Genomic DNA, 26440 nt, shown 5'->3' on the forward strand with positions numbered 1-26440 from the left:
TCAGTGGTGGTGTTGGAAAAGCGGTTGCTCGGGCAATGCGGTGAAGCCAGCGGCCTGCTCGATGACGGCCCCGGCCTGCAGCAGCAGGTCTTCGCGCCAGCGCCATGACATGAGTTGCACGCCCATGGGCAGGCCGTTGGCCACGCCGGTGGGCACGGACAGGCCCGGCATGCCCAGCATGGCGGTGGCCAGCAGCGGGCTTTGCGCGGCGATGAGCGCTTCGGCCCGCTGCGCGCTGGCGATGTCCTCGTCCTGCGGCGCCGGCGGCTGCCATGACACGGGCATCAGCACCAGCGGATGGCGTTCCATGAACACCGACCAGCTGCGCGCCAGCGTCTGGCGCCGCGCCAGCGCGTCGAGGAAGGCGTCGCGGCCGGTTTCCGGAATGCCCGCGAGCATGTAGGCCTGGCTGCGGCGCATGGCCTCGTCGCCATGCGCCTCGACGCCGGCGATGATGCTGCGGCGGCTGTCGTCGTTGATCAGCGTGCGCCACAGCGCCGCCGCTTCGAGGAAGTGCGGAAGCTGCGCTTCTTCCACCACGTAGCCCGCCTGCTCGAGCCAGCGCGCGGCATCGTCCAGCGCCTGGCGCACCGCCGGGTGGACCGGCACGCCCTCGCACTGCCTGAACAGCGCCACGCGGATGGGCGCCGGCGGCGCGGGCAGCTCGAGCGGCACCGGCACCCAGTTCGGGTCTCGCGCATCGGCCTGCGCCATGGCGTGAAAGCCCAGGCGCAGGTCGGCCATGGTGCGGGCCAGCGGCCCCTGCACCGACATGAGCTGGGGCGTGATGCTGCGCTCGGCCGTGGAACTCGGGTTGAAGGCCGGAATGCGCCCGCTCGTGGGCCGCAGGCCGGCCACGCCGCAGGCATAGGCCGGGTAGCGGATCGAGCCGCCGATGTCGTTGCCATGGGCCAGCGCGCCCATGCCCGAAGCCACCGCCGCCGCAGCGCCGCCGCTGGAGCCGCCGGGCGTCACCTGCGCATTCCACGGGTTCAGCGTGCGGCCATGCACCGCGTTGTCGGTGAACCAGCGGGACGAATAGGTGGCGGTGTTGCTGCGGCCAATGATGATGGCGCCGGCCTGGCGCAGGTGCGCCACCACGGGCGCGTCTTCACGGGCCACGTGATCGCGAAACGGCAGCGCGCCATTGGTGGTGGCATGGCCGGCCTGGTCGACGTTGACCTTGATGGTGACCGGCACGCCATGCAAGGCGCCCAGCGCCGCGCCGCTGGCGGCCAGCTGGTCGGCCGCATCGGCGCTGGCCAGTGCTTCGCTCGCCAGCACTTCCGTCAGCGCGTTGATGCGCGGGTTGACGGCCTGGGCGCGCGCCAGCACGCTGGCCGTCACCTCGCGGCACGAGATCTCGCGCCGCCGCACGGCCGCTGCGATGTCCGTGGCCTGCCATTGCCACAAGGGCTTGTCTGTCTTCATTCGGATGGATCTCCAGGTTGTTTCTTGGTTTGACGAGGCAAAGCGATGCCCGCCCCGTCCATCGACGAGGAAAAAAAGCGATCGCGAAAAAGGGGTGGGGGCTGGGCGCTACGAGTCCATCAGCAGGCGCTCGCGCTGCACCCGCGTCTCGGCCTCCAGGGCAAGGGCTTCGGTCTGCTCGATGTGCTCGCGCATCACGGCGCGCGCGCGTTCGGCATCGCGCGCCCGGAAGGCGTCCATCAAGGCGGAGTGGCTGTGGAACACGTCGTCGTCGAAGGCCTGGAAGCCCTTCTGCGCATTGCGCACGACGATGACGCGGCGAATGATGTCGTTGAGCAGCCGGCAGAACAGCGCCAGCATGGGGCTGCTGCACGCATCGGCGAGCCGGTCGTGAAAGACCAGGTCGGCTTCGCGCCGCTCGTTCCAGTCGCCGCTGCCGCCGTGGGCCGGGTGGCTGGCGCCGATGAGCTTGTCGAGTTCGGCCAGGTTGGCCTCGGTCAGCCGCGTGGCGACGTTGGCGGCCAGCTCCGGCTCCACCGCGCGCCGCAGCGCATAGAGCGTCGCGATGTCCACCGGCTCGAAGTACATGAAGTTGGAGACCGCCTCCAGGCAGCGCTCGTAGGGCGGCTGCGTCAGCGTGGCCCCGCCGTTCGGGCCCGTGCTGGTGGTGATGAGCCCCTGCGCCTGCAGCGCCGCCAGCGCCTCGCGCACCGTGCCGCGGGCCACGCCCATCTGCTCGATCAACGCCGCTTCCTGCGGCAGCTTGTCGCCCACCTTCTTGTGCGACTGGACGATCCAGCGCTTGATGTCATTGGCAACCTGCGCGGAGCGCGTCAGGCGCTTGGTGCGCGAGATGCGCGGTGTGGGACTGGGTGGCATCCGTGAAGTCTATTTATGATGATAAATAGGATAATTTCACGAAGCCAAGCGAGCTTCCATGCGTGCAATCCCTAGCTCCCATTTGGCTGCCCGGCTGCGACGACGTTTCGACATGCCCTCCTACTGCGACAAGCAGTGCCCTCCGATGGGCCTGCCACGCGCCATCGCGGAGCATGGCGAAGCCACGCTTCGACGGATGCTCCAACGCATGAACAACACTTCCCCGCTTCTTCGCTCCATCGGGTTGCTGGCCTGCGCCCTGGCCGCTGCCTGCCACGACGGTGGAACCCCTTCACCCGTCGCTGCGCCCGGCGAGCCGACCACGGCGAAGACGCGAGCACTCGCCGCCGGCGCCGCCGCGCTGCAGTCGCAGACGCCCATCGCCGCGCATGACACCTACCTGGACGGCTTCCACTTCTACAACGGCCGCCCGCAAGCGCAGATGGAGGCGCACCACTACTGCAACGTGCTCAGCGAGGACCTGATCCAGTGCGTGATCTACGACGGCAGCCGCCGCGACGCCAAGCTCATGGGCATCGAGTACGTGCTGAGTGCCCGGCTGTTCCAGACGCTGCCGCCCGCGGAGAAACTGCTCTGGCACAGCCATGTGCACGAGGTGCATTCGGGCCAGCTGGTGGGCCCGGGTCTGCCGGCTGTTGCCGAGAAGGCGCTCATGGCCAAGCTGGTCGGCACCTATGGCAAGACGTGGCATACCTGGCACACCGATGAAGGCCACGCGCTGCCTATCGGGGTGCCTCAGCTCATGATGGGCTTCACCGCCGACGGGCAGATCGACGAGCGCCTGGTGCGCGAGCGCGACGCGAGGCTGGGCATCGACAGCGCGGAAAAACGGGCGGACCGACAGGCGCTCCCACGCCCCGAGGTGGATCCTGCCGCCGACGCGTGGCGCCACGGCGAGGTATTCCAGATCGAGGGGCCGGTGCCGCACCATGAGCCGCCGCCAGCGAAAAGATGACTCGCCCACTGCGCCGGGCACGGCGCCCCTTGCAAAGCGCAAGTCGGCCCGCCGAGTCGCCAATCAGAGGACGGCGCAGCTGGCGATCAGCGAGCGGATGGAAGAGTTGCGCGAGGCGCACAGCCGCTCCAGGCTTGTGCTGTTCGTGGGCTCGGGCATCTCGGCCGGCCTGGGGCTCCCGGCATGGGGCACGCTAGTGGAGCACATGGCGCATGAACTCGGAGTCGCGCCCGAGGAATTCCGCGCAAAGGGCAGCTACCTGACGCTGGCGGAGTATTTCCGGATCGTGCACGGCAGCATCGGCCCCCTGCGCAGCTGGATGGACCGGCAGTGGCACCGCGGCGACATCGACATCGCCCGCTCCCGCGTGCATGCGCTCCTGGCCAAGGGGCGCTTTCCGCTGATCTACACCACGAACTACGACCGCTGGCTGGAATGTGCCTTCCAGCACCACGGCATCCCCTTCACGAAGATCGTCAGCGTGGCCGACCTGGCACGCATCCAGCCGGGTGCCACCCAGATCATCAAGTTCCATGGCGACCTGGACGATGACGCCACCATCGTGCTGGACGAAAGCAGCTACTTTCGCCGGCTCGAATTCGAGTCGCCACTGGACATCAAGCTGCGCGCGGACATCCTCGGCCGCTCCGTGGTGTTCCTGGGCTACAGCCTGAGCGACATGAACATCCGCTATCTCTTCTACAAGCTCGCGCGCCTGTGGAGATCGTCGGTGCCCGATGCGTCGCAACCCCCGTCATACCTTGTCACGCCGGATGCCAATGATGTGCAGCAGGCTGTGCTTGCGCAATGGGGCATCGAGATCCTTGCGCTCAATGACGACGATCCCACGGGCGAAATGGAGAGATTCGCCGGCCGCTGATCCTGCGACTGCAGGTCCGCAGCGCGGTTCTGCGCCTCGGTCGGCAGCGGCGCTTGCGGCGGCTGCGAGCCAACCGCCTCGTCTTCTCTGGAACGCTTCATGACCATCATGAACCTCCTTTTCGCCGATGGATGGAGGCATTCGGCAGGCCGCGTGCCCGGCCGCAGCGTCTCGCTGCCAGGGCCGTTACTTCGCCACCGGCATGGTGAACTCGGCCCCCTTGCCAATGCTCTCCGGCCAGCGCTGCATCACGCTCTTTTGCTTGGTGTAGAAGCGCACGCCCTCTTCGCCGTACGCGTGCATGTCCCCGAACAGCGAGCGCTTCCACCCGCCGAAGCCATGCCAGGCCATGGGCACCGGAATGGGCACGTTGATGCCCACCATGCCCACCTGGATGCGCCGCGCAAACTCGCGCGCCACATTGCCGTCGCGCGTGAAGCAGGAGACCCCGTTGCCGAACTCGTGCGCGTTGATCAGCGCCACCGCTTCCTTCAAGTCATGCACCCGCACGCACGAGAGCACCGGCCCGAAGATCTCTTCCTTGTAGATGCGCATTTCGGGCGTGACGTGGTCGAAGAGCGTGCCGCCCATCCAGAAGCCGTCCGCGCAGCCGGGGCCCGCCTGCTTGCCGTCGAAGCCGCGCCCGTCCACCAGCAGCTGGGCGCCTTCCTTGACGCCCTGCTCGATGTAGCCACTGATGCGCTCGTGCGCCGCGCGCGTGACGATCGGGCCCATCTCGGCCGCCAGGTTCTCGCCATCGAGCACCTTCAGCGCCTTGGCCCGCTCCACCAGCTTGGGCAGCACCGCCTCGGCCGCATGGCCCACCAGCACCGCCACGCTGATGGCCATGCAGCGCTCGCCCGCCGAGCCGTAGCCCGCGCCGATGAGCGCATCCACCGCCTGGTCCACGTCCGCATCGGGCATCACCACCATGTGGTTCTTGGCCCCGCCCAGCGCCTGCACCCGCTTGCCGTGGCGCGCGCCGGTCTCGTAGATGTAGTTGGCAATGGGCGTGGAGCCCACGAAGCTGATGGCCTTCACGTCGGGGTGCTCCAGGAGGGCATCGACGGCCACCTTGTCGCCCTGCACCACGTTGAACACGCCGTCGGGCAGGCCCGCCTGCCTGAGCAGCTCGGCCATGAGCAGAGACGGGCTGGGGTCGGTGGGGCTGGGCTTGAGCACGAAGGTGTTGCCCGCGGCGATGGCCACCGGGAACATCCACATGGGCACCATCACCGGGAAGTTGAAGGGCGTGATGCCCGCCACCACGCCCAGGGGCTGGCGCAGCGTCCAGTTGTCGATGCCGGTGGACACCTGCTCGGTGTAGTCGCCCTTGAGCAGCTGGGGGATGCCGCAGGCGAACTCCACGATCTCGATGCCGCGGGTGACTTCGCCCTGGGCGTCGGTGAAGACCTTGCCGTGCTCGGCGGTAATGAGGTGGGCCAGCGCGTCGCGGTGCTGGTTCAAGAGCTCCAGGAACTTGAACATCACGCGGGCGCGGCGCACCGGGGGCGTGTCGGCCCAGGCGGGGAAGGCGGCCTGGGCGGCGGCCACGGCGGCGCTGACGTCCTCGGCCGAGCCCAGCGCCACCTTGCCGGTGACGCGGCCCGAGGCGGGGTTGGTCACGTCCTGCGTGCGGCCCGAGGTGTTGGCTGCCACGCAGCCGCCGATGTAGTGCTCGATATTTGCAATGCTCATGGTGAATCTCTGGCTCTGACTGGGTTTTGAAAAGGCCGGACGCTCAGGGCTGCTCGCCCAGTGCGTCGGACAAGGCGCCGATGAGCGACTCGAGTTGCGCGGCGCTCGAGACAAAAGGCGGCGCCAGCTGGATGGTGTCGCCGCCGAAGCGCACGTAGAAGCCCTTCTCCCAGCAGCGCATGGCGATCTCGTAGGGGCGGCGCGTCGGCTCGCCCGGATACGGCGCAATGGTCAGCCCCGCCGCCAGGCCGTAGTTGCGGATGTCCAGCACATGCTTCGCGCCCTTGAGCCCGTGCACCGCGGCCTCGAACACCGGCGCGAGTTCCCGCACCCGCGCGGGCGCATCTTCCTTCTCCAGCACATCCAGCGTGGCGAGCGCGGCCGCGCATGCGACCGGATGCGCGGAATAGGTGTAGCCGTGCGGAAACTCGATGTTGTGTTCCGCGCCGGCCGCGGCCATGAAGGCGTCGTGGATCTCGGCCGTGGCCACCACGCCGCCCATCGGGATCACGCCGTTGGTCACCTGCTTGGCGAAGTTGATCATGTCCGGCACCACGCCGAAGGCCTCCGAGCCGGTCCACGCGCCGGCCCGGCCGAAGCCGGTGATGACTTCGTCGAAGATCAGCAGGATGTTGTTCTGCGTGCAGATCTCGCGCAGCCGCTGCAGGTAGCCCACGGGCGGCACCAGCACGCCGGCCGAGCCGGCAAAGGGCTCGACGATCACCGCGGCGATGTTCGATGCGTCATGCAGCGCAATCAGCTCCAGCAGTTCGTCGGCCAGCTCGCGGCCGTTGGGCGGCATGCCCTTGCTGAAGGCATTGCTCGCCAGCAGGGTGTGCGGCAAATGATCGGCGCTCAGGCCTTCGCCGAAGAGCTTGCGATTGCCGCCGATGCCGCCCACGCTGATGCCGCCGAAGTTCACGCCGTGATAGCCCTTGGCGCGGCCGATGAGGCGCATCTTCGAGGGCTGGCCCTTCAGGCGCCAGTAGGCCCGGGCCATCTTCAGCGAGGTGTCGGCCGCTTCCGAGCCGGAGCCGACGAAGAACACATGCTCCAGCCCGGCCGGCATCTTGGCCGTGATGCGCTGCGCCAGCTCGAAGGCCAGCGGGTGCGCGAACTGGAAGGGCGGCGCGTAGTCCAGCTTCGCCACCTGGGCGCCCACGGCCTGCACGATCTCGGGGCGCGCATGGCCCAGGCCGCAGGTCCACAGGCCCGAGAGGCCGTCGAAGACCTGGCGGCCGCGGGCATCCCGGTAGTGGCAGCCGTCGGCCTCCACCAGCAGCCGCGGGTCCTTCTTGAATTGCCGGTTGCCGGTGAAGGGCATCCAGTACGCGTCGAGCTGCGCTGGGGTGGGTTGCGAATGGGCGCGGGAGATGTCGCTGAGGTCCATGGCGAGGCACTGGCGGGGTTGAGGATGGGGGCCGATTCTGGAGACGGCGTTAGTCTCAGTAAACTGCCTTCTTTGCCAGTTCACTTTCAAAGGATTGAAACTTTCATGGTCAAGAAAGCCCTGCTTGGCCAGGTCAGCGACACCGAGATCCGGCTGCTGCGCATCTTCCAGGCGGTGGTGCAGTGCGGCGGGCTCTCGGCCGCCGAGCTGGAGCTGAACATCGGCCGCTCCACCGTGAGCCGGCATGTGAAGGAACTGGAGGAACGCCTGGGCCTGGTGCTGTGCCGGCGCGGCCGGGCCGGCTTCGCCCTGACGCCCGACGGCCAGCGCGTCTACGACGGCGCGGTGCAGCTGCTGGGCGCCATGGAGGCCTTCCGCTCGGGTGTGCGCGACATGCACGCCGGTCTGGTCGGCACGCTGTCCATCGGCCTGTTCGACAAGACGGTGACCAACCCCGCTGCCCGCATCGGCGAAGCCATCCGGCACTTCCGCCGCCGCGCCCCGGACGTGCTGGTCGACGTGACCGTCGGCACGCTGATCGACATCGAGTCGCGCGTGATGGACGGGCGGCTGCATGTGGCCGTGGTGCCCGACCACCGCCGCTCCGACAGCCTGGACTACGAACCCCTGTTCCGCGAGACCATGCACCTGTACTGCGGGCGCCTGCATCCGCTGTTCGAGTCGGGCCACAAGAACCTTTCTTCGGAGGAGCTGCAGGACTACGACTACGCCGGCCTGGCCTTCCACTCGCCCAACATGGAGGCCACGCACCGCTTCCGCCTGCGCCGCACTGCCACCGTCAGCGACCAGGAGGCGGTGGCCACGCTGATCCTGTCGGGCTGCTACCTGGGCTTCCTGCCGGACCACTATGCGGCCAGCTTCGTCGCCAGCGGGCTGATCCGGAAAGTGGAGAGCCCGCCCTGTACCTATGAAGTGCAGTTCGTCGCGATTTCGCGCAGGTCGTCCACGCCGGCGCGGCTGACGACGACCTTCATGGATGCGCTGCGGCTGAGCCACCAGGCGGCCTGAGGCTGCCGTCGCACGCGGACCACAGGAGCGCGTCCATGCCCCAGATGAAGCTTGCCGGGGCCTACCCCGCCCGAGCACAATCCGCCCGCCCTGACGTTGGGGCTGGAGGGATTGATGAAAGCTCGCTTCCTGGCGCTGTGCGCGCTCGTTCCTGTCGTGGGTCTGCTGGGCGCTTGCGCCACCGGGCCGGCCGCGTCGCCCGGCAGTGCGCTGGCACGGGTCGCCCAGACCCAGACGCTCAAGCTCGGCTACCGTGAAGATGCCCAGCCCTTTTCCTTCAAGGGCCCCGACGGCAAGCCCGCGGGCTACTCGGTGAGCCTGTGCCAGAAGGTGGCGGCCTCGATCCAGTCGCAGCTCCAGCTCGCCAAGCTGGACGTGCAGTGGGTGCCGGTGACCGCCAGCTCGCGCGTGCAGGCCGTGACGGACGGCAGCGTGGACGTCGAATGCGGCACCACCACGCGCACGCTCGGGCGCGAGCAGCAGGTGGACTTCAGCAACGCCATCTGGGTGGAAGGCGCCTCCTTCGCCACCCTGGCCTCGGCCTCGATCAACCGCGCGGCCGACCTCAATGGCAAGCGCGTGGGCGTGATTGCCGGCACCACCACCGACACCGTGCTCAAGGGCATGGCGGCACGCAACATCAAACCAGTGTTCGTGCCGATCCAGACGCACACCGAAGGCGTCGCCGCCGTGCGCTCGGGCAAGGTCGACGCCTACGCCACCGACCGGCTGATCCTGGTGGGCGAGGTGCTCGGCCGGCCTTCCGACGTGGCCCTCAAGCTCAGCGACGACTACCTGTCCATCGAGCCCTATGCGCTGATGATGCGCCGCGACGCCGACCTGCGCCTGGCCGTCAACCGCGGCCTGTCGCAGGTCTACCGAAGCGGCGAGATCATCGAGGTGTTCCGCCAGTCCTTCCCCCAGGGGGCACGGCCATCGTCGCTGGTGGAGGCGACGTATGTGCTGAACGCGCTGTCGGAGTAGGTGGCGCGCGCTACTGCGCGGGCATGCGGATCGACTTGTCGAGGTAGTCGTTGGTGAACAGCACCGCCGGATCGAACGACTTGTCGATGCCGATGAGCGACTTCACCAGCTCGTAGTCGGAAGCCACCCGCGCGCCGTCGAAGCCGCCCAGCGCGACCTTGGTCGTGGTCTCGTCGCGCATCAGCTGCTTGATGCGACCCCACTGGTCCTTCTGGTTGTCTGCGTTCAGGCCGCTCACGCTGGCCATGAGCGCATCGAGGCATGGCTGGAAGTCCTTGACGCAGGCGCCGTAGGCGCGCTGCGTCACGGCGGCGAACTTCTTCACCCGATCTCCGTTGGCCGCGAGATAGGCGCCGTTGACCATGAGCGAGTTGCCATACACGTTGACCCCGATGTCGCGCCATGCGACAAAGCCCAGGTCTTGCCCGAACTCGCGAACCTTCAGGTCGTGCTCGTTGTAGAAGTCGCTGATGATGTCGACCGACTTGGTCTTGAGCGCACCGACCTTGGCCTGCGGGCTCAGGTTCACGAAGTTCACCGACACCGGATCGAGCCCGACCTTCTTGGCGAAGGCCGGCCACATCAGGCGGGCGGCATCGCCGGGCGGGTTGCCGATCTTGCGGCCGGCAAAGTCCTTGGGCCCCGCAATGCCGGAAGACTTGAGCCAGTAGAAGCCCTGCGGGCTGTTGGCGTAGATGACCATGATGGCCTTCAGGTCGGCGCCCTTGCCCACCGCCTGGATGGCCGTGGGCAGGTCGGCGATGCCCAGGTTGGCGCCGCCCGAGCCCACGCGCTGCGCCGACACCGTCGAACCCTTGCCCGCCTCGATCGTCAGGTCGATGCCCGCTTCCGCGTACCAGCCCTTGGCCTTGGCGAAGTAGATGGGGGAGTGGTCGGCGGTGGGCGTCCAGTTGAGCATCAGGTTCATCGGCTCGGCGGCCCGGGCCACACCCGCTGCCGCGAGCAAGGTGGCGCCGACAGCGCCAAGGACGAAGGAAAGTCGCGCTCGCATGAAGTTCACTCCAGAATGGTTGGGTCAACGGTAGAATTTATATTACCAACTGTTTGGTTGATTAGCAATTGCCGGAAAACGAGATAACGCATGGCCTCCATTGCTTCCAAGTCACGTTCGCAAAGCCCCGCATCGAAGCCCGCGCCCCACAGCGCGAAGAGCGCCAGGAGCGCCAAGGACACGGCCGGGCCCGCCCGGCGCGACGCCGCGGCGACCCGCGAAGCGCTCATCGCTGCCGCGGTGGCCGAGTTCTCGCGCAACGGATTCGCTGGCGCGCGCGTCGATGAGATCGCCAGCACCGCGGGGGTGAACAAGCAGCTGGTCTATCACTACTTCGAGAGCAAGCAGGGGCTCTACCTGGTGGCGCTGGAGTCGGTGTATGCCGAGATCCGCGAGAAGGAGCAGCGCCTGTCGCTGGGAGAACTCGCCCCGGAAGAGGCCATGGCCCAGCTCGTGGGCTTCTCCTTCGACTACCTCGCAGAGCATCCCGAGTTCATCGCCCTGCTGGCCGACGAGAACCGCAACCAGGGCCAGCACATCCTCGAGTCGGAGCGGCTTCAGAAGATGCACTCGCCCTTCATCGACATGCTCGAGGCCACGCTGGAGCGCGGCGTGAAATCCGGCGTCTTCCGCCCCGACTTCGACGCGATCAACCTCTACATCTCGATCGCCGGCATCTCGTACTTCTTCTTCTCGAACAACTTCACACTCTCGGCGATCTTCGGCAAGCGGCTGGGGTCGCGCGCCGCGCTGGCGCAGCGCCGGCGGCACGTCATCGAGTTCGCGCTGAACGCCTTGAGGCCTTGAGCCGCAGGCTCGCGCCGAGCCGGCCGGCCCGGGTCCGCGCAATTAATCAACTGTTTGGTTGACACGCACCGGAGCGACTCCTATGATTTCCGTGAGCGGCCGCATGGCCGGGCAAGGAAGAACTTCATATGACGGCCTCCGACACCACCCTGCCGGCGCCCAGCACGCGGTCCGCCGCCTCGGGCGACCAGCCCTCGTGGCACCGCTGGGGCGCGATCATTGCGGTCCACGTGGCATGCATCTTCCTGTGGGAAGCCGCGGTGCGCGTGTTCTCGATCCAGCCTTTCATCCTGCCGGCGCCGTCGAAAGTGCTGGCCACGCTGGGCAACCCCAGCTACCACTGGCTGAGCAACACCGGCGTCACCGCCGTCGAGGTGTTCGGCGGCTATGCGCTCGGGCTGGTACTGGGCATCTTGTGCGCCCTGCTCTTCATCACCAGCCGCCGGCTGATGCTGCTCGTGTTTCCGCTGCTGGTCACCCTCAACATGATTCCGAAGGTGGCGCTCGGGCCGCTGATCATCGTGTGGTTCAGCTACGGCATCGGGCCCAACATCCTGATCACCTTCAGCCTGTGCTTCTTCCCGATCCTGCTCACCACCATCCGCGGCCTCAATGAAACCGAAGCCGACCTGCTGAACCTGGTGCGGGCGCTCAAGGGCTCGCGCTGGCAGCTGTTCCGCTACATCCAGCTGCCCGGCTCCCTGCCCTACGTCTTCTCCGGCATGAAGGTCGCCACCATCCTGGCGGTGGCCGGCGCGGTGGTGGGCGAGTTCATCGCATCCGACAAGGGCCTGGGCTACCTGATGATCCAGGTGCAGGCCTCGCTGGACACCCCCGCCGTCTTCATGGCCGTGCTGCTCATCACCGGTCTCGGCGTGCTGCTCTACCTGCTGGTCCTGTGGCTGGAGCGGCACTTCATCACCCAGGACGCAAGAATCCAATGACCACATTCACCGCATCGCGCGTGCTCGACCCGCGCAGTTTTCCCACGGCCTTCGAGACCGAAGAGGCACTGGAAGACTTCCTCGCCACGCCCTCGCAGGACCTCATCGACGACCTCGCCCGTGTCGAGGGCGACCTGCTCATTCTCGGCGTGGGCGGCAAGATGGGGCCGACCCTGGCCCGCCTGGCGCGCAACGCCATGGCGCCGGGCCGCCGCGTGATCGCGGTGGCGCGCTTCAGCGAAGCCGGCACGCGCGAGATGCTTCAGGCGCACGGCATCGAGACCATCGCCTGCGACCTGCTCGACGCGGCCGCGCTGGCACGCCTGCCGCAGTGCCCCAACGTGATCTTCATGGCCGGCCGCAAGTTCGGTGGCAGCAGCGATTTCCCCCTGACCTGGGCCATGAACGCGCACGTGCCGGCGCTGGTCGCGCAGACCTTCAAGTCCTCGCGCATCGTGGCCTTCTCCACCGCCTGCGTGTACCCCTTCGTGCCGGTGAACGGCCAGGGCGCCGCCGAGGACACCCCGCCCGATCCGCCCGGCGAGTACGCCAACTCCTGCGTCGGCCGCGAGCGCATGTTCGAGTACTTCTCGCGCGAGCACGGCACGCCGGGCCGCCTGTTCCGCCTGAGCTACGCCATCGACCTGCGCTACGGCGTGCTGGCCGACGTCGCCAGCAAGGTCTGGCGCGGCGAAGCGGTCGACGTGACCATGGGCCACGTCAACGTGATCTGGCAGGGCGATGCCAATGCGCAGGCGCTGCGCTGCCTGGCCGCGGCCACCGTGCCGACCTCGCCGCTGAACGTGAGCGGCCCCGAGACCACCTCGATCCGCTGGCTGGCCGAGGAGTTCGCCCGCCGCTTCCGCAAGCCGGTGCGCATCACCGGCGAAGAGGCGCCCACCGCCTGGCTCATGAACACCGGGGAAGCCGAGCGCCTGTTCGGCTACCCGAAGGTGCCGCTGTCGCAGCTCATCGGCTGGGTGGCGGACTGGATCTCGCGCGAGCAGCGCCTGTACGGCAAGCCGACCAAGTTCGAGTCGCGCGATGGGAAGTACTGAACTCGGCGAGTTCCAGATCGAGGTGCTGCCGGGCCTGCATGCCGACAGCGCCCGCATGCTCGATGCACTGGTCGCCGCCAGCGGATGGAACCAGACGCGCGACGACTGGGAACTGTTTGTCCGCCAGGGCACGGTCCTTGTCCTGCGCGACCCGCAAGGGCGCATCGCCGCCAGCGGCGCGGTTCTTCCACTCGACCCCGGCACGGCCTGGATCAGCATGATCCTCGTGGCCCCGCAGCTGCGCGGCCAGGGCCTGGGCCGCCAGGTGTTCGAGGCCTGCCTGCGCACGGTGCAGGCAGCCGGCCGCGTCGCCATGCTCGACGCCACGCCCGCCGGCGAGAAGCTCTACGCGCAGTTTGGCTTTGCGCCGCTATGGCGCCTTTCGCGCTGGCAGCGGCCTGCCATGGAAGCCGCGGCGCGCGGCCTGGCCAACACCCCCGCGCCGCTGGAAGCACTGGCGGCGCTGGACGCGATGACGCTGGGCCTGCTGCGCGAGCGCATGCTCTCGCAGATCGCCGCGCGCGCCGGCAGCCGCATCGTGCGGCATGCACAGGCTTTCTGCTTCGTTCGGGCGGGCCGCCTGGCGCAGCAGATCGGGCCGATGCTCGCGCAGGACGAAGCCCATGCGGCCGCACTGCTCACCGACGTCGCGGGCAGCACCGCGCATGCGCTCTTCATCGACGTGCCGGACGAGCGGCCGCTGATGCATCGGCACCTGCAGGCCTGCGGCTTCTCGCGCGTGCGCACCTTCACGCGCATGGCCTTGGGCGACGACGTGCAAACGGGCCAGAACGCCTTCATCCACGCCATCGCCGGGCCGGAATACGGCTAGCCCCCCTCCTACTCCTTATCGAAAGACGCCATGCCCTTGCAACGATCCGACATTCCCGCCTCGGTGCTCAGCCTGCTGGCCGAGGGCGCGGTCATTCCGGCCCATCCCCTGGCCCTCGACGCCGGGCGGCAGTTCGACAGGAGGCGCCAGCGCGCCCTGACGCGCTACTACGTCGATGCCGGCGCCGGCGGCCTGGCGGTGGGCGTGCACACCACCCAGTTCGCGATCCGCGAGCGCGGCCTGTACGAGACCGTGCTGCGCGCGGCCATCGAGGACCAGCGCGCATGGACCGAGCGCCCCATGGCCATGATCGCCGGCCTGTGCGGCCCCACCCGCCAGGCGCTGGCCGAGGCCCGGACCGCCGTCTCGCTCGGCTACCACGCCGGACTGCTGAGCCTGGCAGCGGTGGCCTCGTCATCCGAGGACGAGTTAATCGCCCATTGCGAAGCCGTGAGCCGCGAGATTCCCCTGGTGGGCTTCTACCTGCAGACCGTGGTGGGCGGGCCGGTGCTCTCCAGCGACTTCTGGCGCCGCTTCGCTCTCATTCCCAACGTGCTGGCCATCAAGGTGGCGCCGTTCAACCGCTACCGCACGGTGGACGTGGTGCGCGGCGTCGTCGAGGCCCGAGCGGAGGACCGCGTGTTTCTCTACACGGGCAACGATGACCACATCGTGCTGGACCTGGCGCTGCCCTTTTCCGCGATGCGCGACGGCGCGCCCGTGCAGGTGCGCTTTCGCGGCGGGCTGCTGGGCCACTGGTCGGTGTGGACGGCCAGCGCCGTGGCCCAGCTGGCCCGCATCAAGGAAGAGCTGGCTCGCAACGGCGGCGTGCCGGGCGCGGACCTGCTGGCCCTGGATTCGCGCGTGACCGACTGCAATGCGGCCTTCTTCGACGTGGCGAACAACTTCCACGGCTGCATCGCGGGCTGCCATGAGGTGCTGCGCCGCCAGGGCCTGCTGGAAGGCATCTGGTGCCTGGACCCGGCAGAAGGACTCGGCAAGGGCCAGGCCGGCGAGATCGACCGCGTCTACCGCCTGCACGGCGACCTGAGCGACGACGGCTTCGTCAAGGCCAATCTGCAAAGGTGGCTGGCATGAACGCCGCCGCACAACGCAGGACGCTGGCCGATGATGCGGATGCCGACCAGCCGCTCATTCGCATGCGCAAGCTGCGCAAGGTCTACCGCAAGAAGAACGAGGAATTTCTGGCCGTGTCGGACGTGTCGATGGACATCCACGCGGGCGACATGGTGTCGCTGGTGGGCCCGTCGGGCTGCGGCAAGTCCACCCTGCTCAAGATCCTGGCGGACCTGCAAGGGCACGATGGCGGTCTGCTGCAGGTGGGCGGCGGCGAGGATTTCCAGCCCGGGCGGGACGTGGGCATGGTGTTCCAGCAGCCGGTGCTGCTGAAGTGGCGCACCATCCTCGACAACGTGCTGCTGCCGGCGGACATCCTGGGCCTGCCGCGCAAGGCGGCCGTGGCGCGCGCGCACGAGCTGCTCGAGATGGTCGGCCTGGCCGGCTTCGCGGACAGCCTGCCCTACGAACTCTCGGGCGGCATGCAGCAGCGCGCGGCCATCGCCCGCGCCCTGATCCACGACCCGAAGCTGGTGCTGATGGACGAACCCTTCGGGGCGCTGGACGCCCTGACCCGCGAGAAGATGAACCTGGAGATGCTGCGGATCTGGGAAGAAACGGGCAAGACCTTCATCGTGGTCACGCATTCGATCCAGGAGGCGGTGTTTCTCGGCTCGCACTGCGCCGTGCTGACCGCGGGGCCGGCCCGCATGGCGGACTTCTTCCCGATCGAGCTGCCCGGTCCCCGGCGGCTGCACGTCAAGACCAGCCCGGCGTTCGGCGGCTATGTGCGCCGGATCTACGACCTGCTCGGGGTCGAATAGCCCAAGGCAGCACGCTAGCCGGGGGACTTCAGCAAGCCGCGCGCAGCCTGCCGCACTTCGGGCGAAGAAAAGCGAAAGGCGGCGCGGTCCAGCAGATAGTGGATGAAGCCGCTCGCAAAGCCCAGGGCCAGCAGCGCCGGCACGAAGGGCGACGAGCGCAGCCACCAGGCGGCCTCGCCGAAGATGCGGTCGGCATAGACGTAGTCGTCGGGCACGGCCTCCACTTCCAGCACGGGCAGCAGCAGGACCGAAATGAGCGCGAGGACGAGCAGCACGGCCCAGCTTCGGCGATTGATCGGCGCCAGCAAGCGCTGCCAGCGTCCGGTCGCCGTCTGGTCTCCACCGGAGGCCGCGAGCGACGCCAGGCCCATGGCGGCGCTCCAGTGCTGCACGCTCCACAGCACGATGAACAGGAACGGTGCCTGTGCCAGAAAGGCCACCAGCACCATCGCCGCGAGGCCCAGCACATAGGCCATGCGCGGCAGCGAGGGGGCGCCCGAGCGCAGCTCCACGCCGAGCACGAGCCCGGCCAGCGCCACGACCAGGGCGATGCCGCCGTCGTGCGGCATGCGCGCCAGCAGGTCCGACCCGGCCGCGCCCAGCCACGGGTCGATCCAGCGCTCCTGGAAGGCGATGGACCCCGTCAGCGCCTGGGCCAGCACCACCAGGCCGCCGCCCACGACCAGCGAGAACCACCGGTCGAGCCGCCGCACGTTCGGCGCCGAGGCGCGTCCGGCCCGCGCGCGGTACAGGCTCAGCAGCCCGAAGTGCTGCGCCGCGAAATGGTGGCTCACCAGCACGAAGTCCAGCACCACCAGCCACACGACGCGCTCTTCCAGCGGCATCGGCAGCACGCTTTCGGGCAGCAGCATCGCGGCAAAACAGGCGGCGGTGATGACTAGGGGAGCAACGACGAAGCGCAGTTTCTGGCTGGCGAGCAGCGGCCTGTAGGCCGGCGTCGCATAGGCCAGCCAGGCCGAGGACACACGGTGGCCGAACCACAGCGGCACGGTCAGCACGAAGAACAGCCCATCGACGGGGCTGCCGCGCACATCCTCATGGCCCTGGGCCAGCAGCAGCACCAGCGGCACCAGCCACAGCGGGTTCAGGATCCAGACCAGGTCCCAGGCGGGACTGCGGATGCACCGGGTCGTGGCGCGGGGCGCCGCGCCCGCCTGCTCTCCTATCGCATCAACAACAGCCATAAGCTCCCCGGGCGGCGGCGCCGCAAGCGCCGGCAAGCATACGCCGGGGGAAGCCGGGAAGGAACTAGCGCTGCACGTCGACGTCGCGCGACTCCGGCAGCAGCCACATGGCCCAGATACTGATGGCGCTCATGGCGACCACGTACCAGGCCGGCGCCATCGGGTTCTTCGTGACGGCCAGCAGCCAGGTGACGACGAACTGCGTGGTGCCGCCGAAGATCGAGGTGCCGATGGCATAGACCAGCGAGAGCCCGGTGCTGCGAACCGCAATGGGCAGCAGCTCGGGCACCTGCACCAGGCCGGCGGTGCCGAACATGGCGGTGAGCGCGGCCAGGATGGCCGTCACGATGAGCAGGGTGCCGATGCTGGGCGTACCGGCCAGCCACATGAAGAGCGGAACGATCAGCACCAGCAGCGCCAGACGCGGCAGCGCGTTGACCAGGCGGCGGCCGTAGCGGTCGCACAGCGCACCGCCCACCAGCGCAAAGGCGAAGGTCATCAGCCCGCCCATGAGCACACTGCCCTGCGCCACCGCGGCCGGCAGCTTCAGCACCTGCACCGCATAGGTCACCATGTAGTTGCCCACCTGGGAAGCGACGGCGGTCGAGGCGGTGGCCAGCACGCCCAGCAGCAGGATCTTGCGATGCTCGCGGAACACCGAAGCGACGATGGACGTGCCGCTGCGTTCGACAGCGCTCTCGTGCGTCTCGGGCAGGCTGCGGCGGATGTAGATGGCAATGGGCACCAGCAGCAGGCTCAACAGGAACGGAACGCGCCAGCCCCAGGCGGCCAGCTGCTCCGGCGAAAGCGCCAGCGACAGGGCCACGCCCAGGCAGCCGCCCACCGCCACCGCCAGCCCCTGGCTGGCAATCTGCCAGCTGGAGTAAAAGCCGCGGCGCCCCTTGGGCGCGGCCTCGATCAGCAGCGCGGTGGCCGGCCCCACTTCGCCGCCCAGGGCCAGGCCCTGCAGCAGCCGGCAGAACACCACGATGATCGGCGCCGCGATGCCGATGCTGGCGTAGCCGGGCATGGCCGCCAGGCCCAGCGTGCCGACGGTGATCAGCGCCACGGTCAGGATCATGGCGGGTTTGCGGCCCGCCTTGTCGGCAAAGGCGCCGATCAGCACCCCGCCCAGCGGACGGGTGAAGAAGCCCACGCCGAAGGTCGCCACTGCCGCGAGCAGGCTGCCGAACTCGCCGCCCACCGGGAAGAAGGTCTTGCCGATGTAGACCGCGAAATAGGCGTAGATGACGAAGTCGTAGAACTCCAGCGCATTGCCGGCGACAGCGGCGGCCACCGCCTTGCGGCTGATGCGCGATGACGGCGCAGCGGCGGCAGCAGGGGCGCCAGGTTGGGATAAGCGGTCGGCCGTCTGCGCTGCGGCGCAGCCGAGGGTGGTGGCGTTCATGTCTCGTGCCTGTCGGTGTAGTGTGAATGGGAGAGTCAGCTTTGCGAAGCCCGCGGCGCCTGCAGTCCGTCGACGGCCTGCTCGCAGGCCTGGCGGCCCTGCTGCCAGACGGCGCGTTTCCAGTCGTCGGCGTCGGGGTAGAAGGCATCCTTGAGCGCCTGGCGGATCTGCACGGCCTGCACGCCGTCGTCGGCGCCGTGCCGGTGCATCCAGTGGTCGGCGCGCAGCGCGGGCATGACGCGCTCGTTCGGCCAGGTGCCGTACTCCAGGCAGATGCCGATGTGGCTGGCCTGCGGGCACTCCTCGAACAGCGCGGTCTGGATCGGGCCGGTCATGGGGATGCTGGTCGAGCTGCCGGCATGCACGTCGGTGAGTTCGCCCCACCACTGGCGCGCGCGCGGCAGCACGCCGCCGTCGAAGCTGGCGAAGATGCGCTCGCCCACGCCGTAGGGGCCCAGGCCCGTGTGGATGTCGATGGAAGCGATCTCGCGCGCCCGCTGGCCATAGTGCTGCAGGATCGCGCGGAAGGTGCGGTTGCTCCAGGTGGGCCCGCGGCCGCCGAAGAACATGCCGTCCGGATGCGCGTGCTGCCCGAGGCCGATGGCGCGCTGCAGTCCGCGCTCGCCGTGCTTGTCGCGGTAGGCAGCCAGGGCCGACTCGGCGTCGCGGCCGGGCGGCCAGCTGGGCGGCAGCAGCCACTCGTGGATCTCGCCGTAGCCGGCATTGACCGGCAGGGGCTGGCTGAAATCCACGAAGTTGCGATTGAGGTCCACGTTTTCCTGCGTCACCCGGCGCAGGTGTGAGAAGCCGTGCGGATTGATCGCATGCACATGCAGCACGGCCGTGTCCGGATGCGCGCGCGCGCCCAGGCGCAGCATGCCGGTCTGGATCGCCGAGCCGCAGAAGCCCTCGACCCCGTGCACACCGCTGAGCACCACCAGCAGCTTGCTCGCAAAGGCCGGACCGTCGAGCACGACGTCGATGGCCAGGGTCTCGCCGGCGGCGCCCGGCAGGTCGAGCACGCGGCTGTCGATGCGCAGCCCGCGATCGGCCGCCGCATCCATGAATTTGCGGCGTGCGGTGGCATAGCTGGGGCTGAACAGCTCGAGGATGGCGTTGTCGTTCATGGCAGGAGAAGGCGCGTTGTCAGGCGGCGAGCGCATGGGCCGGCGCGGGCTGCTGCACACCGCCCGTGCGCCACCGGCGGCGCGCGCGGCAAGCCTCGCCGAAGGCCTTGAAGATGGCTTGCGCCAGCGGGCAGTCGTCGATGCGCATCTCCGGATGCCACTGCACGCCCAGCGCGAAGGACGGCGCCCCCTGGACCGAAAAGGCTTCGACCAGGCCGTCCGGCGCGCTGGCCTCCAGGCGCAGCCCTTCTCCCAGGCGATCGATGCCCTGGTGATGCAGCGAATTGACCGGCAGGCGCATCAGCGGAACCAGGCCCGCCAGCACGCCGCCCGGCGCAATGTGGATGTCGTGGCTGTCGTCGTACCAGCGCTCGATGGGCCGGCCGTGGTCGCCTTCGCGGTGGTCCAGTCGGCCGCTGCGGCTGTGCACCGCCGCATCGAGCGTGCCGCCCCAGGCCACGTTCATCTCCTGGAAGCCGCGGCACACGGCCAGCACCGGCACGCCGGCCGACACCAGTTGCGGCAGCAGCGGCAGCACGGTGGCGTCGCGGTCGCGGTCCAGCAGCACGCCCTCAGGCAGCGCACCGGCCCCATAGTGCTCGGGCGCCACGTTCGACGGGCTTCCGGTGAGCACGATGCCGTCGATGCCATGCACCAGGCTGGCCGCGTCGACCGCGCCGGGAGCGGCCGGCAGCGCCAGCGGAACCGCATCGGCCAGTTCGGAAACCGCGCGCACGTAGCCATGCAGCAGGGCATGCGCCGGATGGCCGTGGCGCTCGATTCGGTCGGAGGCGATGGCCACCAGCGGGCGGCCGGCGCGTGCGGAAAACGGGGTCTGGGACATGATCGGAAACGGGGGCGGATCGGGGGTTTGCCGTGAGTCTAGGAATCGGGGACGATTGCGTAAATTGCAACTTCTTTCCGGTTCACTTGCACGTTCCGCAAGCAAAGGAGACACCGCCATGAACACGCGCCAGCTGCGCCACTTCCTCGCCGTGATGGACCTGGGCTCGATCGCCGCCGCTGCCGAGCAGGTGCACCTCAGCCAGCCGGCCCTCTCGCGCAGCCTGCGGGCGCTGGAAGATGAATTGCGCGTTCCCTTGTTCGACCGGCAGGAGCGGCGCCTGCGCCCCACGCCCTATGCGCTGGCCTACGTCCAGCGGGCACGGCGCATCGTGTTCGACGAACGCGAGGGCGCGCGTTCGCTGGCCCTCATGCGCTCCGGCGACCTGGGATCCATGGCCTTCGGCATGGGCTCGTCGATCGCCTACACCTTGCTGGGGCCGATGGTGCTGCAGCTGCTGGCGGCCGCGCCCGGCCTGCGGCTGGAGACGCTCGTGCAAAGCAGCGACGTGCTGCTGGCCGCGCTCCAGCGCGAGCAGCTGGACTTCTTCGTGGGCGATGTGCGCACCGCCGAAGCGGACGGCAAGCTGAGCGCGGAGCCGCTGTACCGCTGCACTTTCGGCTGGTTCGCCCGGGCCGGGCATCCGCTGGCCGGCCGCGCCGGGCTGGTCATGGACGAGCTCCAGCGCTACCCCCTGATCATGTCCGGCTACGCGGACGAGTCGCTGCTGCGGCGCATGGCGGCGCTGTACGGGCTGTCGCTGCCCCTGCAGGAGCATTTCAGCGCCAGCACCAACGACGTCGCCACCGTCCTGACCCTGCTGGGCTCCAGCGATGCGATCGCGCCGTCCACCGATGTGGCGATGATCTCCGCGCTGCGCGCCGGCACCCTGCAGCGCCTGGACGTGCAGCCGGCGCTGGACCTGGAGCTGACGCTGGGCATCGTGCGGCATGCGGGCCGCACGCAGATACCGGCGGTGGAGCAGGCGTTCCAGGTCTTGCGTGCGCATTTCGCCGCGGTCAAGGCCGAGGTGGCGGCGCAGCGGTTGCCGGGGCTGCCGCGGCGCCCTGCGCCGCGCAGGAAGCGGCCTGCCGAAGGCTAGAAGACGGTCGCGGCTACTCGCCGATCTCGAGGTTGTCGATCAGCCGCGTATTGCCCAGGCGCGCCGCCGCCAGCACCACCAGCGCATCGCCGCTCGCGGGCCGTTGCAGGTCGCTTCGGCGGCGCAGCGCCACATAGTCCGGCTTCCAGCCGCGTGCGGCCAGCGCGGTGGTGGCGCGCGCCTCGATGGCGGCGAAGTCGCGTTCGCCATCCTTCACGGCCTGCGCCACCGAGCGCAGCGTAGCCGAGAGCTGGCTGGCCTGGATCCGCTCCTGCTTGTCCAGGTAGCCGTTGCGCGAGGACAGCGCAAGACCATCTTCCGCGCGCTCCGTTTCCGCGCCGACCACCTCGATCGGCAGCGCGAACTGCTCCACCATGTGGCGGATCACCATGAGCTGCTGGTAGTCCTTCTTGCCGAAGACGGCAAAGCGCGGCTGCACGCAGGCAAAGAGCTTCATCACCACGGTGCACACGCCGATGAAGAAGCCGGGGCGGAACTCGCCCTCGAGCGTGTCGGCGATCAGCGGATTCGGATGCACCTTGCAGGTCTGCGGCTGCGGGTACAGCGCCTTCTCGTCGGGCGCGAAGAGCACGTCGCAGCCCACCGACTGCAGCTTCTCGCAGTCGCTGTCCCAGGTGCGCGGGTAGGTGTCGAAATCCTCGTGCGGCAGGAACTGCAGCCGGTTGACGAAGATGCTGGCCACGCTCACGTCGCCCAGCGTGCGGGCCTTCTCGACCAGCGACAGGTGGCCCGCGTGGAGGTTGCCCATGGTCGGCACGAAGGCGGCGCGGTGCGCGCCGCCGAGCAGTTCGCGCAGTTCAGGAATCGTTCTTGCAATTTGCATGTGGGCCTCTCTTGCTTGCTTTCTTGCTTCTTCTGCTACCAGGCGTGCACGCCGTCTTCGGGAAAGCTGCCGTCCTTCACCGCATGGACGAAGGAGCGCAGGCCGGCTTCGATCCCATCGGCGCCGGCCATGAAGTTGCGCACGAACTTCGCCGGCTTGCCCAGGTGGATGCCCAGCATGTCGTGCAGCACCAGCACCTGGCCGGCGGTGCCGCTGCCCGCGCCGATGCCGATGGTGGCGCAGCGCGCCAGCTCGGCCGTGACCGCCCGCGCCAGCCGGGCCGGCACCATCTCCAGCACCAGCATCGCCGCGCCGGCATCCTGCAGCGCGCGGGCGTCCTGGCACAGGCGTGCCGCGCTCGCCTCGTCGCGCCCCTGCACCCGGTAGCCGCCGAGCGCGTGCACCGTCTGCGGCGTGAGCCCCAGGTGCGCGCACACCGGAATGCCGCGCTCGGTGATGAAGCGCACTGTGTCGACGGTCCAGCCGCCGCCTTCGAGCTTGACCATCTGCGCGCCGGCCTGCATCAGCGCCGTGGCGCTGCGCAGCGCCTGTTCGCGCGACTCCTGGTAGCTGCCGAAGGGCAGGTCCGCAATGAGCCATGCGGCGCCCTGCACGCGCCGCAGGCCGCGAGCCACGCTTTCGGTGTAGTGGCGCATCACGTCCAGCGAAACGCCCACGGTGCTGTCCAGGCCCTGGCAGACCATGCCCACCGAATCGCCCACCAGCAGGCAGTCCACGCCGGCCGCGTCGGCCACGGCGGCGAAGGTCGCGTCGTAGGCGGTCAGCATGGTGATCTTCTCGCCGCGCGCGTGCATGTCGGCAATGCGCGCGAGGTTCACGGCCTTGCGCGGCGCGGGCGCGGCAGCGGCGCCGTAGGGCGCGGCGGTGTCGGCAGCGGGGGTGGGCATGGCAGTGCCTTCGGTTCAGGCCGGCTGCAGCAGCGCCTGCGTCTGGGCCGTCTGGACCGGCACCTGCGAATGCACGTCCTTGATGCGGTTGGCCGCGTCCACGAACACCAGCTTGGGCTGGTGCGCGGCCACGCGCTCTTCCGCCACCAGGCCGAAGGCCGCGATGATGAGCAGGTCGCCCACGCAGGCGCGGCGGGCGGCCGAGCCGTTGACCGAGATGATTCCCGAGCCCCGCTGCGCGCGGATCGCATAGGTCACGAAGCGCTCGCCGTTGGTCACGTTCCAGATGTGAATCTGTTCGTTGTCGGCCAGGCCCGCGGCGTCGAGCAGGTTCTCGTCGATGGCGCACGAGCCTTCGTAGTGCAGCTCGCAGTCGGTCACCGACGCGCGATGGATCTTGGACTTCAGCAGGGTACGGAACATGGGGAAGGTCCTCGAAGTTGGGAATCGGGAGACTCAGTGGCCGACGGGCGCCAGAAGGGTCGGCGCGGTGTAGGCTGCCGGTTCGGGGTGGTCGAGCCGGTAATGCAGGCCCCGGCTTTCATGGCGCGAGCGCGCCGACTGCACGATGAGATCGGCGGTCTGCAGCAGGTTGCGCAGCTCGATGAGCTCGCGCGTGACCCTGGCCTGTGCGTACAGCGCCTCGGTGTCGCGCCGCAGCTGGGCGATGCGCTGCGCCGCGCGGTCCAGCTCGCCGCCCGATCGCACGATGCCCACGTGGCGCCACATGAGGCGCCGCAGGTCGTCGACGCGCTGCTCGATCTCGCGCACGTCGGCCGCCTGCGCCGAGCTGGCGCGCCATGGACGTACAGCGCCGGGCGCGCCCTGGCGGCTGGGCGCAACCGCGATCTGCCGCGCCGCCGCGCGCGCGAACACCATGCATTCGAGCAGCGAGTTGCTCGCCAGCCGGTTGGCCCCGTGCAGCCCGGTGCAGGCGGTCTCGCCGATGGCATAGAGGCCCGCCACATCGGTGCGCCCATCCAGGTTCGTGACCACGCCGCCGCAGGTGTAGTGCGCAGCCGGCACCACCGGAATCGGCTCGCGCGTGATGTCGATGCCGTGCTGCGCGCAGCGCGCGAGGATGTTGGGGAAATGGTGGTGCAGGAACTCCGCGCCCTGGTGCGAGATGTCCAGGTGCACGCAGGCCAGGCCGTGCTTCTTCATCTCCGCATCGATGGCGCGCGCCACCACGTCGCGCGGCGCAAGCTCGGCGCGCGCATCGTGCGCGGGCATGAAGCGCTGGCCGCCGGCGGATGCGGGCAGCCTGAGCAGCCCGCCTTCGCCGCGCACCGCTTCGCTGATGAGGAAGGACTGGGCGTCCGGGTGCGCCAGCGAGGTCGGGTGGAACTGGATGAACTCCATGTTCGACACCCGGCAGCCTGCCCGCCACGCGGCCGCGATGCCGTCGCCGGTGGCGGTGGCCGGGTTCGTCGTGTGCAGGTAGACCCGGCCCGCGCCGCCGGTGGCGAGCACGGTCGCCGGCGCGGTGAAGGCGAGCACCTCGCCGCTTTGCTCGTCCAGCGCATACACCCCTGCGCAGGCCGGCTTGCCATTGGCAACACCGCTGCCGGGAATGAGATCGACCAGCGCGTGATGTTCGAAGAAGCGGATGTTGGGCGTGCGCCGCGCCGCGTCGATGAGCGTGCGCTGCACCGCCGCGCCAGTGGCATCTGCCGCATGCACGATGCGGCGCTGGCTGTGGCCGCCCTCGCGGGTCAGATGCAGCTCGCCGTCTTCCAGCGAGAACGGCACGCCGAGTTCGCGCAGCCACGCGATGCAGGCCGGCGCGCCTTCGACCACGAGGCGCGTGGCCGGCAGGTCGCACAGGCCGGCGCCGGCCACCAGCGTGTCGTCGATGTGGGCATCGATGCTGTCCCCCGCATCGAGCACCGCCGCGATGCCGCCCTGCGCCCACTGGCTCGCGCCGTCGGACACGGCCCTCTTGGTGAGCACCGCGACGCGGTGCGTGGGCGCCAGGTGCAGCGCCGCGGTCAGGCCCGCGAGGCCGCTGCCCACCACCAGCACATCGAAGGCGAGCGCTGCCATCATCACGCCACGCCGATGCCGGGGGTGATGCCCACGGGCGGGCGGCCGTTCCTCAGCGCCGCGGTGAAGTCGAGCATGCGGGCGATCGGCACGCGTGCACGCTCGCCCGTGGCCGGGTCGACATGCACCTCGTTCTCGCCTGTTTCCAGCACGCGCACCACGCCCGCCAAGTCGTTCATCGCCATCCAGGGGCAATGCGCGCAGCTCTTGCAGGTGGCGCTGTTGCCCGCGGTGGGCGCCTCGATGAAGGTCTTGCCGGGGTTCTGCAGGCGCAGCTTGTGCAAGAGCCCGGTGTCGGTGGCCACGATGAACTCGCGCGCCTCCATGCGTTGGGCCGCGGCCAGGATGCCGGCGGTGGAGCCCACCGCATCGGCCAGCGCGATCACGTCGGCGGGCGACTCCGGATGCACCAGCACCTTGGCCTCAGGGTTCTGCTGCTTGAGCAGTTCCAGCTCCAGGCCCTTGAACTCGTCGTGCACGATGCACGCGCCTTGCCAGCTCAGCAGGTCGGCGCCCGTCTCGCGGCGGATGTAGTCGCCCAGGTGGCGGTCGGGCGCCCACAGGATCTTCTTGCCCTGGGCGGTGAGCGCGCGCACCACGTCGAGCGCGCAGCCCGAGGTCACCATCCAGTCGGCGCGGGCCTTCACGGCCGCGCTGGTGTTGGCGTAGACGAGCACGGTGCGGTCCGGATGCTGGTCGCAGAAGGCGCTGAATTCTTCCGCGGGGCAGCCCAGGTCGAGCGAGCAGGTCGCGTCCAGGTCGGGCATGAGCACACGCTTGCCGGGCGAAAGGATCTTGGCCGTCTCGCCCATGAAGCGCACGCCCGCCACCACCAGCGTGCGCGCGGCATGGTCGCGGCCGAAGCGCGCCATCTCCAGCGAATCGGCCACCAGGCCGCCGGTCTCCTCGGCCAGGTCCTGCAGGTCGGGATGCACGTAGTAGTGAGCCACCAGCACGGCCTGCTGCTCGCGCAGCAGCTGGCGGACGCGGTCCTTGAGCACGCCGCGTTCGGCGCGCGACGGTTCTGGCGGCACGCGCGCCCAGGCCTGGCGCGTGCTGCATGCGGCCACAGCGCCGCCGCCAGGCACGCGGGACACGGGCTGCTCGAAGTCGATGCTGACCAGCTCGCTCATGG

General features: G+C 69.2%; 25 protein-coding genes. 11 read left to right on the top strand and 14 right to left on the bottom strand.

All coding sequences use genetic code 11. From position 1 onward, the window contains the following. Both VSO01S_RS10465 and VSO01S_RS10470 read right to left on the bottom strand, forming a co-directional pair. Positions 1–1431 (bottom strand): amidase family protein, encoded by a 1431-nt coding sequence (locus VSO01S_RS10465; RefSeq protein ID WP_068642058.1) that lies wholly within the window; start codon positions 1429–1431, stop codon positions 1–3. 108 nt (positions 1432–1539) lie between these two features. Continuing rightward, complete coding sequence (locus VSO01S_RS10470) at positions 1540–2310, bottom strand: FadR/GntR family transcriptional regulator (RefSeq protein ID WP_068642060.1); 771 nt, start codon at positions 2308–2310, stop codon at positions 1540–1542. Between the two features lie 208 nt (positions 2311–2518). Here VSO01S_RS10470 and VSO01S_RS10475 point away from each other — a divergent pair, with 208 nt between their 5' ends. Then, on the top strand, positions 2519–3286 hold the full coding sequence (locus VSO01S_RS10475; RefSeq protein ID WP_153305213.1) for an OBAP family protein: 768 nt from the start codon (positions 2519–2521) through the stop codon (positions 3284–3286). Further along, positions 3261–4166 carry an SIR2 family protein gene (locus VSO01S_RS10480; protein ID WP_245684177.1) on the top strand — a complete coding sequence of 302 codons (906 nt, stop codon included), beginning with the start codon at positions 3261–3263 and terminating at the stop codon, positions 4164–4166. The genes VSO01S_RS10475 and VSO01S_RS10480 overlap by 26 nt, the downstream gene beginning before the upstream one ends. 186 nt (positions 4167–4352) lie before the next feature. Here the strand turns inward: VSO01S_RS10480 and VSO01S_RS10485 are convergent, their stop codons facing one another. After that, on the bottom strand, positions 4353–5864 hold the full coding sequence (locus VSO01S_RS10485; RefSeq protein WP_068642064.1) for a CoA-acylating methylmalonate-semialdehyde dehydrogenase: 1512 nt from the start codon (positions 5862–5864) through the stop codon (positions 4353–4355). Between the two features lie 43 nt (positions 5865–5907). After that, complete coding sequence (gene aptA, locus VSO01S_RS10490) at positions 5908–7254, bottom strand: omega-aminotransferase AptA (RefSeq protein WP_068642066.1); 1347 nt, start codon at positions 7252–7254, stop codon at positions 5908–5910. Positions 7255–7359: 105 nt separating this feature from the next. On the opposite strand from aptA, the gene VSO01S_RS10495 reads away from it, so the two are divergent. Beyond that, positions 7360–8283 (top strand): LysR family transcriptional regulator, encoded by a 924-nt coding sequence (locus VSO01S_RS10495; protein ID WP_068642068.1) that lies wholly within the window; start codon positions 7360–7362, stop codon positions 8281–8283. A 114-nt stretch (positions 8284–8397) separates the two neighbouring features. Next, positions 8398–9267: an amino acid ABC transporter substrate-binding protein gene (locus VSO01S_RS10500; protein WP_068642070.1), complete on the top strand. Its 870-nt coding sequence runs from the start codon at positions 8398–8400 to the stop codon at positions 9265–9267. Between the two features lie 10 nt (positions 9268–9277). Here VSO01S_RS10500 and VSO01S_RS10505 read toward each other — a convergent pair whose 3' ends face one another. Next, entirely contained in the window at positions 9278–10279 is a 1002-nt protein-coding gene (locus tag VSO01S_RS10505) for an ABC transporter substrate-binding protein (RefSeq protein ID WP_068642072.1), read from the bottom strand. Between the two features lie 90 nt (positions 10280–10369). Between VSO01S_RS10505 and VSO01S_RS10510 the strand changes: the two genes are divergently transcribed. The 6 genes from VSO01S_RS10510 to VSO01S_RS10535 all read left to right on the top strand — a co-directional run bounded on the left by VSO01S_RS10510 (position 10370) and on the right by VSO01S_RS10535 (position 15821). Next, positions 10370–11086, top strand: a complete 717-nt coding sequence (locus tag VSO01S_RS10510) for a TetR/AcrR family transcriptional regulator (RefSeq protein ID WP_068642074.1) — start codon at positions 10370–10372, stop codon at positions 11084–11086. Positions 11087–11214: 128 nt separating this feature from the next. Then, positions 11215–12030: an ABC transporter permease gene (locus tag VSO01S_RS10515; protein ID WP_084241803.1), complete on the top strand. Its 816-nt coding sequence runs from the start codon at positions 11215–11217 to the stop codon at positions 12028–12030. Beyond that, positions 12027–13088: an NAD-dependent epimerase/dehydratase family protein gene (locus VSO01S_RS10520; protein WP_084241804.1), complete on the top strand. Its 1062-nt coding sequence runs from the start codon at positions 12027–12029 to the stop codon at positions 13086–13088. Before VSO01S_RS10515 ends, VSO01S_RS10520 begins: the two co-directional genes overlap by 4 nt. Then, positions 13075–13920: a GNAT family N-acetyltransferase gene (locus VSO01S_RS10525; RefSeq protein ID WP_068642076.1), complete on the top strand. Its 846-nt coding sequence runs from the start codon at positions 13075–13077 to the stop codon at positions 13918–13920. Before VSO01S_RS10520 ends, VSO01S_RS10525 begins: the two co-directional genes overlap by 14 nt. Positions 13921–13950: 30 nt before the next feature. Beyond that, the gene (locus VSO01S_RS10530) at positions 13951–15018 is read left to right on the top strand and encodes a dihydrodipicolinate synthase family protein (protein WP_068642078.1); all 1068 of its coding nucleotides are present in this window, start codon (positions 13951–13953) and stop codon (positions 15016–15018) included. Then, positions 15015–15821 (top strand): ABC transporter ATP-binding protein, encoded by an 807-nt coding sequence (locus VSO01S_RS10535; protein ID WP_068642080.1) that lies wholly within the window; start codon positions 15015–15017, stop codon positions 15819–15821. The genes VSO01S_RS10530 and VSO01S_RS10535 overlap by 4 nt, the downstream gene beginning before the upstream one ends. A 14-nt stretch (positions 15822–15835) precedes the next feature. Here VSO01S_RS10535 and VSO01S_RS10540 read toward each other — a convergent pair whose 3' ends face one another. The 4 genes from VSO01S_RS10540 to VSO01S_RS10555 form a co-directional block, all read right to left on the bottom strand. Continuing rightward, positions 15836–17026 (bottom strand): hypothetical protein, encoded by a 1191-nt coding sequence (locus tag VSO01S_RS10540; RefSeq protein WP_068642082.1) that lies wholly within the window; start codon positions 17024–17026, stop codon positions 15836–15838. A 64-nt stretch (positions 17027–17090) separates the two neighbouring features. Beyond that, on the bottom strand, positions 17091–18434 hold the full coding sequence (locus tag VSO01S_RS10545) for an MFS transporter (RefSeq protein WP_068642084.1): 1344 nt from the start codon (positions 18432–18434) through the stop codon (positions 17091–17093). Positions 18435–18469: 35 nt separating this feature from the next. Beyond that, positions 18470–19561 (bottom strand): M14 family metallopeptidase, encoded by a 1092-nt coding sequence (locus VSO01S_RS10550; protein WP_068642121.1) that lies wholly within the window; start codon positions 19559–19561, stop codon positions 18470–18472. 19 nt (positions 19562–19580) lie between these two features. Beyond that, the gene (locus VSO01S_RS10555; protein WP_068642087.1) at positions 19581–20405 is read right to left on the bottom strand and encodes a gamma-glutamyl-gamma-aminobutyrate hydrolase family protein; all 825 of its coding nucleotides are present in this window, start codon (positions 20403–20405) and stop codon (positions 19581–19583) included. Positions 20406–20523: 118 nt separating this feature from the next. Here VSO01S_RS10555 and VSO01S_RS10560 point away from each other — a divergent pair, with 118 nt between their 5' ends. Then, complete coding sequence (locus VSO01S_RS10560; protein WP_084241805.1) at positions 20524–21507, top strand: LysR family transcriptional regulator; 984 nt, start codon at positions 20524–20526, stop codon at positions 21505–21507. A gap of 13 nt (positions 21508–21520) precedes the next feature. Here VSO01S_RS10560 and panC read toward each other — a convergent pair whose 3' ends face one another. The 5 genes from panC to nadA are packed head-to-tail and all read right to left on the bottom strand — an operon-like array spanning position 21521 to position 26438. Next, a complete protein-coding gene (panC, locus tag VSO01S_RS10565) occupies positions 21521–22351 on the bottom strand; it encodes a pantoate--beta-alanine ligase (RefSeq protein ID WP_068642089.1) in 831 nt (276 codons plus the stop codon). Positions 22352–22386: 35 nt separating this feature from the next. After that, entirely contained in the window at positions 22387–23259 is an 873-nt protein-coding gene (gene panB, locus VSO01S_RS10570; protein WP_068642091.1) for a 3-methyl-2-oxobutanoate hydroxymethyltransferase, read from the bottom strand. 15 nt (positions 23260–23274) lie between these two features. After that, entirely contained in the window at positions 23275–23682 is a 408-nt protein-coding gene (gene panD / locus VSO01S_RS10575) for an aspartate 1-decarboxylase (protein WP_068642093.1), read from the bottom strand. A 33-nt stretch (positions 23683–23715) separates the two neighbouring features. Beyond that, the gene (gene nadB / locus VSO01S_RS10580) at positions 23716–25305 is read right to left on the bottom strand and encodes an L-aspartate oxidase (RefSeq protein ID WP_068642123.1); all 1590 of its coding nucleotides are present in this window, start codon (positions 25303–25305) and stop codon (positions 23716–23718) included. A 2-nt stretch (positions 25306–25307) separates the two neighbouring features. Continuing rightward, positions 25308–26438: a quinolinate synthase NadA gene (gene nadA, locus VSO01S_RS10585; RefSeq protein WP_068642094.1), complete on the bottom strand. Its 1131-nt coding sequence runs from the start codon at positions 26436–26438 to the stop codon at positions 25308–25310. Positions 26439–26440: the final 2 nt, after the last annotated feature.

The organism is Variovorax soli NBRC 106424, assembly GCF_001591385.1.
Taxonomy (GTDB): domain Bacteria; phylum Pseudomonadota; class Gammaproteobacteria; order Burkholderiales; family Burkholderiaceae_C; genus Variovorax; species Variovorax soli.